The sequence below is a fragment of the Synechococcus sp. MU1655 genome (genome assembly GCF_023630655.1).
Lineage (GTDB): Bacteria > Cyanobacteriota > Cyanobacteriia > PCC-6307 > Cyanobiaceae > Synechococcus_C.
Genome location: NZ_JAKUHK010000030.1, coordinates 1 through 12,945, shown reverse-complemented (window position 1 = coordinate 12,945; position 12,945 = coordinate 1). Strand labels below are relative to the sequence as shown.

Annotated in this window: 19 protein-coding genes and 1 pseudogene; 10 read left to right on the top strand and 10 right to left on the bottom strand. The window is 46.6% G+C overall.

Going from position 1 to position 12,945, the window contains the following annotated elements:
- The first annotated feature begins 261 nt into the window (after window positions 1–261).
- From NCN04_RS02785 to NCN04_RS02775, 3 genes are all read left to right on the top strand, one after another.
- Window positions 262–561 (top strand): hypothetical protein, encoded by a 300-nt coding sequence (locus NCN04_RS02785; protein WP_250395107.1) that lies wholly within the window; start codon window positions 262–264, stop codon window positions 559–561.
- 70 nt (window positions 562–631) lie between these two features.
- The gene (locus tag NCN04_RS02780; RefSeq protein WP_250395108.1) at window positions 632–976 is read left to right on the top strand and encodes a hypothetical protein; all 345 of its coding nucleotides are present in this window, start codon (window positions 632–634) and stop codon (window positions 974–976) included.
- A gap of 328 nt (window positions 977–1,304) precedes the next feature.
- Window positions 1,305–1,511: a hypothetical protein gene (locus NCN04_RS02775; protein ID WP_250395109.1), complete on the top strand. Its 207-nt coding sequence runs from the start codon at window positions 1,305–1,307 to the stop codon at window positions 1,509–1,511.
- A 43-nt stretch (window positions 1,512–1,554) separates the two neighbouring features.
- Here the strand turns inward: NCN04_RS02775 and NCN04_RS02770 are convergent, their stop codons facing one another.
- Complete coding sequence (locus NCN04_RS02770; protein ID WP_048346972.1) at window positions 1,555–1,797, bottom strand: hypothetical protein; 243 nt, start codon at window positions 1,795–1,797, stop codon at window positions 1,555–1,557.
- 325 nt (window positions 1,798–2,122) lie between these two features.
- Here NCN04_RS02770 and NCN04_RS02765 point away from each other — a divergent pair, with 325 nt between their 5' ends.
- From NCN04_RS02765 to NCN04_RS10735, 3 genes are all read left to right on the top strand, one after another.
- Window positions 2,123–2,617 carry a YajQ family cyclic di-GMP-binding protein gene (locus tag NCN04_RS02765; RefSeq protein ID WP_048346971.1) on the top strand — a complete coding sequence of 165 codons (495 nt, stop codon included), beginning with the start codon at window positions 2,123–2,125 and terminating at the stop codon, window positions 2,615–2,617.
- A gap of 366 nt (window positions 2,618–2,983) precedes the next feature.
- Window positions 2,984–3,187, top strand: coding sequence for a gamma-glutamyltransferase (locus NCN04_RS10740; protein WP_250395113.1), 204 nt, complete (start codon window positions 2,984–2,986; stop codon window positions 3,185–3,187).
- Entirely contained in the window at window positions 3,187–3,420 is a 234-nt protein-coding gene (locus NCN04_RS10735; RefSeq protein ID WP_502988743.1) for a gamma-glutamyltransferase, read from the top strand. The genes NCN04_RS10740 and NCN04_RS10735 overlap by 1 nt, the downstream gene beginning before the upstream one ends.
- Before the next feature lie 125 nt (window positions 3,421–3,545).
- Here the strand turns inward: NCN04_RS10735 and NCN04_RS02750 are convergent, their stop codons facing one another.
- The 3 genes and pseudogenes from NCN04_RS02750 to NCN04_RS02740 form a co-directional block, all read right to left on the bottom strand.
- Entirely contained in the window at window positions 3,546–4,424 is an 879-nt protein-coding gene (locus NCN04_RS02750; RefSeq protein WP_250395110.1) for a DUF481 domain-containing protein, read from the bottom strand.
- Window positions 4,425–4,508: 84 nt separating this feature from the next.
- Entirely contained in the window at window positions 4,509–5,708 is a 1,200-nt protein-coding gene (locus tag NCN04_RS02745) for a carbohydrate porin (RefSeq protein ID WP_250395111.1), read from the bottom strand.
- A 38-nt stretch (window positions 5,709–5,746) separates the two neighbouring features.
- Window positions 5,747–6,574 (bottom strand): annotated as a pseudogene (locus NCN04_RS02740) (aminotransferase class III-fold pyridoxal phosphate-dependent enzyme); the annotation flags it as partial.
- Between NCN04_RS02740 and NCN04_RS02735 the strand changes: the two are divergent.
- The 3 genes from NCN04_RS02735 (at window position 6,501) to NCN04_RS02725 (ending at window position 9,400) form a co-directional block, all read left to right on the top strand.
- On the top strand, window positions 6,501–7,199 hold the full coding sequence (locus tag NCN04_RS02735) for an aminotransferase class III-fold pyridoxal phosphate-dependent enzyme (RefSeq protein WP_502988742.1): 699 nt from the start codon (window positions 6,501–6,503) through the stop codon (window positions 7,197–7,199). The pseudogene NCN04_RS02740 and the gene NCN04_RS02735 sit on opposite strands and share 74 nt — an antisense overlap.
- Window positions 7,200–7,237: 38 nt before the next feature.
- A complete protein-coding gene (locus NCN04_RS02730; protein ID WP_250395111.1) occupies window positions 7,238–8,437 on the top strand; it encodes a carbohydrate porin in 1,200 nt (399 codons plus the stop codon).
- An 84-nt stretch (window positions 8,438–8,521) separates the two neighbouring features.
- Window positions 8,522–9,400, top strand: a complete 879-nt coding sequence (locus NCN04_RS02725) for a DUF481 domain-containing protein (protein WP_250395110.1) — start codon at window positions 8,522–8,524, stop codon at window positions 9,398–9,400.
- A gap of 125 nt (window positions 9,401–9,525) precedes the next feature.
- Here the strand turns inward: NCN04_RS02725 and NCN04_RS10730 are convergent, their stop codons facing one another.
- From NCN04_RS10730 to NCN04_RS02715, 3 genes are all read right to left on the bottom strand, one after another.
- Window positions 9,526–9,756 carry a gamma-glutamyltransferase gene (locus tag NCN04_RS10730; RefSeq protein ID WP_250395112.1) on the bottom strand — a complete coding sequence of 77 codons (231 nt, stop codon included), beginning with the start codon at window positions 9,754–9,756 and terminating at the stop codon, window positions 9,526–9,528.
- A 2-nt stretch (window positions 9,757–9,758) separates the two neighbouring features.
- Window positions 9,759–9,962 carry a gamma-glutamyltransferase gene (locus NCN04_RS10725; RefSeq protein WP_250395113.1) on the bottom strand — a complete coding sequence of 68 codons (204 nt, stop codon included), beginning with the start codon at window positions 9,960–9,962 and terminating at the stop codon, window positions 9,759–9,761.
- A gap of 366 nt (window positions 9,963–10,328) precedes the next feature.
- Complete coding sequence (locus NCN04_RS02715; RefSeq protein ID WP_048346971.1) at window positions 10,329–10,823, bottom strand: YajQ family cyclic di-GMP-binding protein; 495 nt, start codon at window positions 10,821–10,823, stop codon at window positions 10,329–10,331.
- A gap of 325 nt (window positions 10,824–11,148) precedes the next feature.
- On the opposite strand from NCN04_RS02715, the gene NCN04_RS02710 reads away from it, so the two are divergent.
- On the top strand, window positions 11,149–11,391 hold the full coding sequence (locus NCN04_RS02710; protein ID WP_048346972.1) for a hypothetical protein: 243 nt from the start codon (window positions 11,149–11,151) through the stop codon (window positions 11,389–11,391).
- Between the two features lie 43 nt (window positions 11,392–11,434).
- Here NCN04_RS02710 and NCN04_RS02705 read toward each other — a convergent pair whose 3' ends face one another.
- The 3 genes from NCN04_RS02705 to NCN04_RS02695 form a co-directional block, all read right to left on the bottom strand.
- Window positions 11,435–11,641, bottom strand: coding sequence for a hypothetical protein (locus NCN04_RS02705; RefSeq protein WP_250395109.1), 207 nt, complete (start codon window positions 11,639–11,641; stop codon window positions 11,435–11,437).
- A 328-nt stretch (window positions 11,642–11,969) separates the two neighbouring features.
- The gene (locus NCN04_RS02700) at window positions 11,970–12,314 is read right to left on the bottom strand and encodes a hypothetical protein (protein ID WP_250395108.1); all 345 of its coding nucleotides are present in this window, start codon (window positions 12,312–12,314) and stop codon (window positions 11,970–11,972) included.
- A gap of 70 nt (window positions 12,315–12,384) precedes the next feature.
- A complete protein-coding gene (locus NCN04_RS02695) occupies window positions 12,385–12,684 on the bottom strand; it encodes a hypothetical protein (protein ID WP_250395107.1) in 300 nt (99 codons plus the stop codon).
- Window positions 12,685–12,945 lie beyond the last annotated feature (261 nt).

Below are 12,945 nucleotides of genomic sequence, written 5' to 3'. Positions count from 1 at the left end.
ACGTTTAAACGTAAATCTTAATGGCTGAGGATGTGAAAAAACCGACTTAAATAAAACTTTGCGAGAGCAAAACTTCCTTATTTGAGTAATATGTTTGATTCAGCTGATATTCGTTGTTTTGATATTTTCTCAATGGCTGGACATGCGTTCACGTTTATCAATGTGATCATCGCTCTTTCTGGTCGATGATCAATGATGTGTTTGCACACAATGTCCTAATAGTCACTGCTTGAGGTTGTTTGGACTTTCCCTGTGAATGCCTTGGCCTTGGAGCAGGTGGTGGATCGCTGCGCAGACCTTGGTGAGGTGAGTATTGATCCTTCTATGGCAAATCCACAAGCGCGGTCGTTGTTAATCGCGATCAACGTCGGTCGAAATAGTTCAAGCCTTTACACCATTTCAGTTGGAACGGCTTGCAGGAGTGAGTTTTGGGCAGAGGATGCAACAACCTATCGACGCAATCATCCTCACTTTCTTGATTCAAGCTGTGTGATGCTGACTCCTTCAGCGTTGGATAGCCTGGTTTGTCAACGCATCACTGATGACAAAGCTTTCGCTTGATGTCAATCCGCTGGTCTAGTTGGCCAGTCGTTTCTAATTTCAGATCAGTGTGCGTCTGGATTGGCGTTTGATGCCCTCTCCCAAGCCGAGACGCATTGTGCCGAGTCGTTCCTTAGAGCGATTTGTCGGCAGATGGTTGGTTGCGATCCCAGTGGCTTTGGCTCCAGCCTGGCTTTCTGCAGAACTGTTCCGTCTTCCCGCCGGGAGGGTGTGTGCAGCGATGAATCGCTCGTTGCAAGAGCAAGTTTCAAGTTCTGTGGCCAAGCGGTTGGATCAGGACTGTGGTCAAGCCATCGATGAAAGCGTTGATTTTTGGCTTCTCTGGTTCATTTGGGCTCTCTTGATTCGATCGAGCTATCGCTACTGGCCTTTATTGGTTTCGATGGTGGTTGAGGGTGAAAAACATGATTTTTAGTGTTTTGCTTGGGGGCATTGATTGAGAATCGCTTTAGAAGGAATGGACTTGATTCGTCCAAGCTAGTTGAATGCTTTTGATTCTTTGAGGTGATTGATCAAGTTTTTGGGTTCACAGTGGTGTCTTTGACAACACTCTGATGCTCAGTTCTTGGAACAGGGAAACCCTGTAGTTTCTGGAATTCGGCCACTGATCCCCTCTGGGGCAGGTTTGACTCGCGAGATAGCAAGTGAGCTCTCGCTCATCCAGGCCTTACAAGCGGATGAATCGATTAGCTTTGGTTTTGATGATGCCCAATGGCATTTCATCTTCATCCTCTGTTGATGGAATGTCTCGCCACACGAGAAGCATGACGAACAGCACCCCCACGATCCTGATCTGGGTCAACCAATACCTTAAATATCAGCAGTACATCGAGCAGGGTCTAAGTGATGAGGCCTCATGCTTGAAAAAAGAAATTGATGAAGCACTCCCTTTGATTGATTTGACCTGGAAAGACTTAGAGCAAGCTGCATTCGAAATGTCCAACTCATAGCGTGGATCTTTGTTTGCGCAGGTTCCCTTAAGACTTCGCCGTCTTACTTCTTTCCATGCAGTTCTCTGAACTCTTCGAGTTTATCGAGATCTTTTTGTTCATCTACGCTGTAATCAGTAAGGATGAGTGCCTTCCCAATCGTTCCAAGGGCGTATTCAAGACGATCGAGATTTTTGCGTCCCTCTTTATCAGACCGAGCGGCTCGAATTACATTAGGCGTTAGCTGATCCGCAAGTTTTTCCATCTCATTGGCAATGGCGCGTGCTTGATCGAGAGGTGTTGTCATGGAGATCCTGAAATTCTGCGTCGGTAGCCTTTGGCAATTATAAATTAGTTGCGAAATATTCTTAATCTCAAACCTTGGTAAATCCTTTTAAAATAATATTGACTCAATCTTTGCTGGCTTTGCTTGGTTTGTTCTTTTGCAACTCCTGTCGCAACGACCTACATGGCATGGGCGTTGCAATAGCTTGCGGGCTTTAGGGCTCTGAAACTCTCCTTTTCAGGTTCAGAACCACCGGGGGTGCTATGAGTTTGTTTGTTGATCCTGCCATGATCGCTCAACGTGAGTAAGTTGAGTGAAGACCTGTTCGGATTAGCAGCAAAGCACTATGGCGTCATATTCATTTGATGTGGTTTCCGATTTTGACCGCCAGGAGCTGGTCAATACTTTGGATCAAGTTCGACGAGATGTTGGCAATCGCTACGACCTTAAGGATTCAGGTACAGAGATTGAACTGGCGGAAACGGAAGTGGTTATCACCACAGCTAGTGACATGACATTGCAAGCTGTTGAAGATATTTTGAGGACTAAAGCAACGAAGCGAGATCTTTCTCTCAAGATTTTTGACTTCCAAACTCCTGAAGCTGTTGGGGGGAATCGTGTGAAGCAGGTTATTCAATTGCGCAAGGGGCTCAGTCAAGAGCTTGCTAAAAAGCTCAGCAAAATGGTCCGCGATGAATTGAAGAAGGTCACGGTTGCGATTCAAGGGGAAAGCCTTCGTGTCACGGGTAAGAGTAAGGATGACCTTCAGGCTGCAATTCAACTCGTGAAAAGCAAGGAAGAAGAGTTAGATGTTCCGCTTCAATTTGAAAATTATCGCTGAATTTCAGTTTCTGCTCAGATTTTCGTTTGAAGTTGGTGGTCCTTAGTATGACTTGTTGCCAGCCAATTAGAACGTCCTGTTGATCAGGCTATTGTGGTGCAATTTGTCTTGGCGGCACGCTTTTGAGAGGGAAATTAGCGATCTCTGGGCTTGTTCTTGGTGTTTTGATGCGGCAGGGGAATCATTCCTTTTGATGTTGGTGTCGTCCCTCAGGAGCTTGTTTCTATGAACGATTTGATGGTATTTAATGGCCTTTTGATTCTTTTGTGTGTGTCGACTAAGTTTGCGTGGTTTTGCCCGATCGTTGAGTATCTGTCCTCAATTAAACCTTAACTCTCATCCTTCTGCGGCTGATTTGGCGGGACAATGGCTGAAAGTGATGGCTCATTGGTGGCATTAACCACGGCATTGAATTCTGCTTATGGCAATGGAATCGCCGTTCCAGGCTCTGGTTTTCTCTTGAATCATGAGCTGGCAGACTTTAGCGCCAAGCCTGGTGTTCCTAATGCCTATGGCTTGGCAGAGGGGAGCAAAATGCAGTTGCTCTACGTCGAAGACCCCTCAGCTTAATGATGCCCACAATTGTGCTGAATCAAGAGGTTAATTCTTGGTTGGCGACGGGGAACCCTGGTGGGAGCAGGATTATGACGACTGTTCTGCAGGCGCTTTTAAATCGGATTGTTCATGGTCTCTATCTTGCGACAAGTGTCGCTACACCCAGGATTCATCGTCAGCTTTGGCCTGATTCCTTGCAGCTTGAGCAGGGATTCAGTCCCGACACTCTTGAGCTCCTAAAACAATGAAGCCATGCATTGCGGTTCACTCGCTCCATGGGTTCCGCAAACAGGGTGGAGGCGAAACTCAATAGCGGTAGTTATGGAGTGGCTGATCCTCGCGGGGCGGAAGGAGCTGTCGTAGCTGAACAACCTTAAAAAAGTTGTGTGCCAAATTGTAATGAAAAACTATTGTCTATTTGTGGAGTGGTTAATGCATTGTAAATGAGTTGTCCATTGAGCGATGTGAAAAGCTTTTTGTTTCCGAATGGATAGATTTTGATTGTTCCTGAGAAGTTATTGCTCGGAGACACTCCGTCAACATAGGAGCCTGTAAATTGATTGCTTAGCGAAAGATTAAAGAAGTTGTTTGGCACCCAGTCGAAACCAATTCGGGCACTACTTCCAAAGTAAGTGTTGCCACAGTATTGATCAGTATTGCAACCAGGGCCTCCCCAGACACTCTGTGCAGCGGGTCCTGCCGAGAAGTTGAGTGTTGTTGTATCAGTTTTAATGAGGTCATATCCAAGCCCAATCGAGTTGATAAGATTGTTTTTACCAACTTGATTCAGCATGTCGTACTCATAGATATTTGATGCATAGGCGCTTAACTTTCCTGAGAATGTGTATGAATATCGTAAGTCGATTTGCCCTTGGTTGGTGTCTGTAGATCCTTTTTTCTGATCCTCGCTTCTTGAAAAATCATATTCTGTATTGGCTTTAAAGGAAAGCAGGTTTACCTCATCCTTGTATTGTGTAATCAGTTGAGATGTACTATCGAGATCATAGTCTTGGTCTGTATTTGAGCCTGTTACCCCAGCTGAGAAGCTTCCTGTCCAGCGCTTTTTTTTTGGTTTTGCTTTCAGAGAATTGGCTTGAATTTCCAGTCTTCCAAGGCTGGGATGATTGATGATTGTTGTTTGCTCATTGCTTTCGCTTTTTATCAATGTTCCTTTTATTTTGTCGCCGTTGCTGAGGGTTAAGGTCACTGTTTCTGCGATGCTACTCCTTGAACTGCAATCGAGAAGCAGCATTGCTGTTGCATTACAGGCAATCGAGAGGCATACGGTTTGTCTCAAGATATAGAGCAGGCTGGTTGCTTGTATCCCCATGCGAACTTATATAGAAAGGTTGATTTGAGCTCCTGTTGCCCAGATTGTTGATTGAGATCCTACCCCAGAGGGGTTGATGATCCATTGCATGAGCGGCTGTATTTGTAGGCGCTCAGAGATTTGTATCTTGTAGTTGAGTTCGATGACCCCTTCGTAGCTTTGGTCGGGGGTAATGCTGCGACTGAATCCGCTTCGGTTTAAGCCTATTGCCAGTACATCTTGAGGCCTGCCATGCAAGATGCCTTGGCTGAGCAGTCCTGCAGCTGTATAGCTTGCTAGTGGATTGTTGTTTGGATCGAGACTGAAGTTGCTAGAGATCCAGATCCTGCTGTCTTTCCCAATCGGTAGGGATATTGGCCAAGTGACTGCTCCGTAAATGCCTCGATTGGTACCCTCGCCCATATTTTTGTTCGAGCTTACGTCCAAGTTGGTAGTTGAAATGTAGCCGCCCAATTGAATGAGCGGGTCGGGCATGTTTTGTTCTCCTTCCTCTGTTGTTGTTTGTTTCGCATTGGCTAACGGATTGATTGACCACTGGACAAGTTGTAGATTGCCTTCGAGCTTCGGTGTTAGTGGCGTAACTCCTAGAGAGCCCGCAATTTGACGGGTCTTGTCTAAGTTGTAGTAGGCATAATCAAGGCTTCCTAGTTGATTGTGGTGCAAGCCTATTTGTGCTCCTGTCGCGGTAAGCGGTGTGATTGGATAGCCAATCACGGATAGATTGTAAGGTGTGTCTAATGTGTCGTTTATATAGTAATCTAGGATCGGTATGTCCATTAAATTGTTTCCGATTGCGATTACTCCAGCATTCATGCTCCAATCGAGTTTGTTATCGCCTTCGATTCGCTCTAATGATGCTTGTGTGATCCACATTCCTGTTGGAGTGACCAAGCTTTGCAGTGGATAGTCTGTTCCTAGTTGATCATTGAGATTTGGATTGCCTGCGAACTGACTTAGTCCCAACTGAATTTGCCAGTGATCTAAATCTGTCCAGTTGCTTCGATCTTTGTTGAGGCCCGTGCTGAGGGTGAGTCCCGCGGCAACTTGTTGCATCCAACTACTTGAGGACGGCTCTAGTCCTCCTGCAACTCCAACCAACGGTTGAGCTGTGAAATCCAGATTCAAATCAACCCAAGAGGGTTGTTGTCGAGATGGTTTCGTCTCGTTGGCTTGAGCGCCAGTGACCAATAAAACAAGGCTCAGCATCGCATGGGCGACACATTGACCTTTGATCTTTGTTCGATTCAGGAGATTGCAGCGAAGCTGTCTCGGAAGGCCTGGATGGTCGCGTCGATGTTCTCATCTGAATGAGCAAGCGACGTGAAGCCAGCTTCGAAAGCTGAGGGTGCAAGGTATACACCGCGTTCCAGCATTGCTCTGTGAAGTTGTCCAAATCGAACGGAATCGGTTGCTTTCGCTTCTTCGAAGTTACGGACTGGACCTTCACAAAGGAAGAAACCAAACATGGCTCCAACGCTGCCACCGGTGATTGGAAGCCCCGCTTCTCTGCCTGCATCCAGGATTCCTTGAATTAAGCGTTCGGTTGTGGCAGTGAGCTTTTCGTAACTTCCTGGCTGCTTAAGTAATTCAAGTGTTTTGATTCCAGCCGTCATTGCTAACGGATTGCCACTCAACGTTCCTGCTTGATACATAGGACCCGCTGGGGCGACCATTTCCATGATCTCCTTGCGACCGCCATAGGCACCAACGGGTAAGCCTCCTCCAATCACCTTTCCCATCGTGGTGAGATCGGGAGTTACTCCAAAGTGTGCTTGGGCGCCGCCATAGCTGATGCGGAATCCAGTCATCACTTCGTCGAAGACAAGAAGTGCTCCGTTTTCTTTGGTGAGTTCTCGCAAGCCCTCCAAAAAGCCTGGTTCAGGTTGAATGAACCCTGCATTGCCCACAATCGGCTCGAGAATCACGCCAGCAATAGCGTCAGGATTCTCAGCGAAGAGCTGCTTGACCGATTCCAGATCGTTGTACGGAGCTGTCAGCGTGTTGGCTGTGGTGCTCCTTGGCACTCCGGGGGAATCAGGCAAACCGAGTGTTGCCACGCCTGAACCAGGCTTTTTGGAGGGCTTGCGAGAACTCACCAAAGAAAACGGAGCACTTCTTGTCTTCGACGAAGTGATGACTGGATTCCGCATCAGCTATGGCGGCGCCCAAGCACACTTTGGAGTAACTCCCGATCTCACCACGATGGGAAAGGTGATTGGAGGAGGCTTACCCGTTGGTGCCTATGGCGGTCGCAAGGAGATCATGGAAATGGTCGCCCCAGCGGGTCCTATGTATCAAGCAGGAACGTTGAGTGGCAATCCGTTAGCAATGACGGCTGGAATCAAAACACTTGAATTACTTAAGCAGCCAGGAAGTTACGAAAAGCTCACTGCCACAACCGAACGCTTAATTCAAGGAATCCTGGATGCAGGCAGAGAAGCGGGGCTTCCAATCACCGGTGGCAGCGTTGGAGCCATGTTTGGTTTCTTCCTTTGTGAAGGTCCAGTCCGTAACTTCGAAGAAGCGAAAGCAACCGATTCCGTTCGATTTGGACAACTTCACAGAGCAATGCTGGAACGCGGTGTATACCTTGCACCCTCAGCTTTCGAAGCTGGCTTCACGTCGCTTGCTCATTCAGATGAGAACATCGACGCGACCATCCAGGCCTTCCGAGACAGCTTCGCTGCAATCTCCTGAATCGAACAAAGATCAAAGGTCAATGTGTCGCCCATGCGATGCTGAGCCTTGTTTTATTGGTCACTGGCGCTCAAGCCAACGAGACGAAACCATCTCGACAACAACCCTCTTGGGTTGATTTGAATCTGGATTTCACAGCTCAACCGTTGGTTGGAGTTGCAGGAGGACTAGAGCCGTCCTCAAGTAGTTGGATGCAACAAGTTGCCGCGGGACTCACCCTCAGCACGGGCCTCAACAAAGATCGAAGCAACTGGACAGATTTAGATCACTGGCAAATTCAGTTGGGACTAAGTCAGTTCGCAGGCAATCCAAATCTCAATGATCAACTAGGAACAGACTATCCACTGCAAAGCTTGGTCACTCCAACAGGAATGTGGATCACACAAGCATCATTAGAGCGAATCGAAGGCGATAACAAACTCGATTGGAGCATGAATGCTGGAGTAATCGCAATCGGAAACAATTTAATGGACATACCGATCCTAGATTACTATATAAACGACACATTAGACACACCTTACAATCTATCCGTGATTGGCTATCCAATCACACCGCTTACCGCGACAGGAGCACAAATAGGCTTGCACCACAATCAACTAGGAAGCCTTGATTATGCCTACTACAACTTAGACAAGACCCGTCAAATTGCGGGCTCTCTAGGAGTTACGCCACTAACACCGAAGCTCGAAGGCAATCTACAACTTGTCCAGTGGTCAATCAATCCGTTAGCCAATGCGAAACAAACAACAACAGAGGAAGGAGAACAAAACATGCCCGACCCGCTCATTCAATTGGGCGGCTACATTTCAACTACCAACTTGGACGTAAGCTCGAACAAAAATATGGGCGAGGGTACCAATCGAGGCATTTACGGAGCAGTCACTTGGCCAATATCCCTACCGATTGGGAAAGACAGCAGGATCTGGATCTCTAGCAACTTCAGTCTCGATCCAAACAACAATCCACTAGCAAGCTATACAGCTGCAGGACTGCTCAGCCAAGGCATCTTGCATGGCAGGCCTCAAGATGTACTGGCAATAGGCTTAAACCGAAGCGGATTCAGTCGCAGCATTACCCCCGACCAAAGCTACGAAGGGGTCATCGAACTCAACTACAAGATACAAATCTCTGAGCGCCTACAAATACAGCCGCTCATGCAATGGATCATCAACCCCTCTGGGGTAGGATCTCAATCAACAATCTGGGCAACAGGAGCTCAAATCAACCTTTCTATATAAGTTCGCATGGGGATACAAGCAACCAGCCTGCTCTATATCTTGAGACAAACCGTATGCCTCTCGATTGCCTGTAATGCAACAGCAATGCTGCTTCTCGATTGCAGTTCAAGGAGTAGCATCGCAGAAACAGTGACCTTAACCCTCAGCAACGGCGACAAAATAAAAGGAACATTGATAAAAAGCGAAAGCAATGAGCAAACAACAATCATCAATCATCCCAGCCTTGGAAGACTGGAAATTCAAGCCAATTCTCTGAAAGCAAAACCAAAAAAAAAGCGCTGGACAGGAAGCTTCTCAGCTGGGGTAACAGGCTCAAATACAGACCAAGACTATGATCTCGATAGTACATCTCAACTGATTACACAATACAAGGATGAGGTAAACCTGCTTTCCTTTAAAGCCAATACAGAATATGATTTTTCAAGAAGCGAGGATCAGAAAAAAGGATCTACAGACACCAACCAAGGGCAAATCGACTTACGATATTCATACACATTCTCAGGAAAGTTAAGCGCCTATGCATCAAATATCTATGAGTACGACATGCTGAATCAAGTTGGTAAAAACAATCTTATCAACTCGATTGGGCTTGGATATGACCTCATTAAAACTGATACAACAACACTCAACTTCTCGGCAGGACCCGCTGCACAGAGTGTCTGGGGAGGCCCTGGTTGCAATACTGATCAATACTGTGGCAACACTTACTTTGGAAGTAGTGCCCGAATTGGTTTCGACTGGGTGCCAAACAACTTCTTTAATCTTTCGCTAAGCAATCAATTTACAGGCTCCTATGTTGACGGAGTGTCTCCGAGCAATAACTTCTCAGGAACAATCAAAATCTATCCATTCGGAAACAAAAAGCTTTTCACATCGCTCAATGGACAACTCATTTACAATGCATTAACCACTCCACAAATAGACAATAGTTTTTCATTACAATTTGGCACACAACTTTTTTAAGGTTGTTCAGCTACGACAGCTCCTTCCGCCCCGCGAGGATCAGCCACTCCATAACTACCGCTATTGAGTTTCGCCTCCACCCTGTTTGCGGAACCCATGGAGCGAGTGAACCGCAATGCATGGCTTCATTGTTTTAGGAGCTCAAGAGTGTCGGGACTGAATCCCTGCTCAAGCTGCAAGGAATCAGGCCAAAGCTGACGATGAATCCTGGGTGTAGCGACACTTGTCGCAAGATAGAGACCATGAACAATCCGATTTAAAAGCGCCTGCAGAACAGTCGTCATAATCCTGCTCCCACCAGGGTTCCCCGTCGCCAACCAAGAATTAACCTCTTGATTCAGCACAATTGTGGGCATCATTAAGCTGAGGGGTCTTCGACGTAGAGCAACTGCATTTTGCTCCCCTCTGCCAAGCCATAGGCATTAGGAACACCAGGCTTGGCGCTAAAGTCTGCCAGCTCATGATTCAAGAGAAAACCAGAGCCTGGAACGGCGATTCCATTGCCATAAGCAGAATTCAATGCCGTGGTTAATGCCACCAATGAGCCATCACTTTCAGCCATTGTCCCGCCAAATCAGCCGCAGAAGGATGAGAGTTAAGGTTTAATTGAGGACAGATACTCAACGATCGGGCAAAACCACGCAAACTTAGTCGACACACACAAAAGAATCAAAAGGCCATTAAATACCATCAAATCGTTCATAGAAACAAGCTCCTGAGGGACGACACCAACATCAAAAGGAATGATTCCCCTGCCGCATCAAAACACCAAGAACAAGCCCAGAGATCGCTAATTTCCCTCTCAAAAGCGTGCCGCCAAGACAAATTGCACCACAATAGCCTGATCAACAGGACGTTCTAATTGGCTGGCAACAAGTCATACTAAGGACCACCAACTTCAAACGAAAATCTGAGCAGAAACTGAAATTCAGCGATAATTTTCAAATTGAAGCGGAACATCTAACTCTTCTTCCTTGCTTTTCACGAGTTGAATTGCAGCCTGAAGGTCATCCTTACTCTTACCCGTGACACGAAGGCTTTCCCCTTGAATCGCAACCGTGACCTTCTTCAATTCATCGCGGACCATTTTGCTGAGCTTTTTAGCAAGCTCTTGACTGAGCCCCTTGCGCAATTGAATAACCTGCTTCACACGATTCCCCCCAACAGCTTCAGGAGTTTGGAAGTCAAAAATCTTGAGAGAAAGATCTCGCTTCGTTGCTTTAGTCCTCAAAATATCTTCAACAGCTTGCAATGTCATGTCACTAGCTGTGGTGATAACCACTTCCGTTTCCGCCAGTTCAATCTCTGTACCTGAATCCTTAAGGTCGTAGCGATTGCCAACATCTCGTCGAACTTGATCCAAAGTATTGACCAGCTCCTGGCGGTCAAAATCGGAAACCACATCAAATGAATATGACGCCATAGTGCTTTGCTGCTAATCCGAACAGGTCTTCACTCAACTTACTCACGTTGAGCGATCATGGCAGGATCAACAAACAAACTCATAGCACCCCCGGTGGTTCTGAACCTGAAAAGGAGAGTTTCAGAGCCCTAAAGCCCGCAAGCTATTGCAACGCCCATGCCATGTAGGTCGTTGCGACAGGAGTTGCAAAAGAACAAACCAAGCAAAGCCAGCAAAGATTGAGTCAATATTATTTTAAAAGGATTTACCAAGGTTTGAGATTAAGAATATTTCGCAACTAATTTATAATTGCCAAAGGCTACCGACGCAGAATTTCAGGATCTCCATGACAACACCTCTCGATCAAGCACGCGCCATTGCCAATGAGATGGAAAAACTTGCGGATCAGCTAACGCCTAATGTAATTCGAGCCGCTCGGTCTGATAAAGAGGGACGCAAAAATCTCGATCGTCTTGAATACGCCCTTGGAACGATTGGGAAGGCACTCATCCTTACTGATTACAGCGTAGATGAACAAAAAGATCTCGATAAACTCGAAGAGTTCAGAGAACTGCATGGAAAGAAGTAAGACGGCGAAGTCTTAAGGGAACCTGCGCAAACAAAGATCCACGCTATGAGTTGGACATTTCGAATGCAGCTTGCTCTAAGTCTTTCCAGGTCAAATCAATCAAAGGGAGTGCTTCATCAATTTCTTTTTTCAAGCATGAGGCCTCATCACTTAGACCCTGCTCGATGTACTGCTGATATTTAAGGTATTGGTTGACCCAGATCAGGATCGTGGGGGTGCTGTTCGTCATGCTTCTCGTGTGGCGAGACATTCCATCAACAGAGGATGAAGATGAAATGCCATTGGGCATCATCAAAACCAAAGCTAATCGATTCATCCGCTTGTAAGGCCTGGATGAGCGAGAGCTCACTTGCTATCTCGCGAGTCAAACCTGCCCCAGAGGGGATCAGTGGCCGAATTCCAGAAACTACAGGGTTTCCCTGTTCCAAGAACTGAGCATCAGAGTGTTGTCAAAGACACCACTGTGAACCCAAAAACTTGATCAATCACCTCAAAGAATCAAAAGCATTCAACTAGCTTGGACGAATCAAGTCCATTCCTTCTAAAGCGATTCTCAATCAATGCCCCCAAGCAAAACACTAAAAATCATGTTTTTCACCCTCAACCACCATCGAAACCAATAAAGGCCAGTAGCGATAGCTCGATCGAATCAAGAGAGCCCAAATGAACCAGAGAAGCCAAAAATCAACGCTTTCATCGATGGCTTGACCACAGTCCTGATCCAACCGCTTGGCCACAGAACTTGAAACTTGCTCTTGCAACGAGCGATTCATCGCTGCACACACCCTCCCGGCGGGAAGACGGAACAGTTCTGCAGAAAGCCAGGCTGGAGCCAAAGCCACTGGGATCGCAACCAACCATCTGCCGACAAATCGCTCTAAGGAACGACTCGGCACAATGCGTCTCGGCTTGGGAGAGGGCATCAAACGCCAATCCAGACGCACACTGATCTGAAATTAGAAACGACTGGCCAACTAGACCAGCGGATTGACATCAAGCGAAAGCTTTGTCATCAGTGATGCGTTGACAAACCAGGCTATCCAACGCTGAAGGAGTCAGCATCACACAGCTTGAATCAAGAAAGTGAGGATGATTGCGTCGATAGGTTGTTGCATCCTCTGCCCAAAACTCACTCCTGCAAGCCGTTCCAACTGAAATGGTGTAAAGGCTTGAACTATTTCGACCGACGTTGATCGCGATTAACAACGACCGCGCTTGTGGATTTGCCATAGAAGGATCAATACTCACCTCACCAAGGTCTGCGCAGCGATCCACCACCTGCTCCAAGGCCAAGGCATTCACAGGGAAAGTCCAAACAACCTCAAGCAGTGACTATTAGGACATTGTGTGCAAACACATCATTGATCATCGACCAGAAAGAGCGATGATCACATTGATAAACGTGAACGCATGTCCAGCCATTGAGAAAATATCAAAACAACGAATATCAGCTGAATCAAACATATTACTCAAATAAGGAAGTTTTGCTCTCGCAAAGTTTTATTTAAGTCGGTTTTTTCACATCCTCAGCCATTAAGATTTACGTTTAAACGT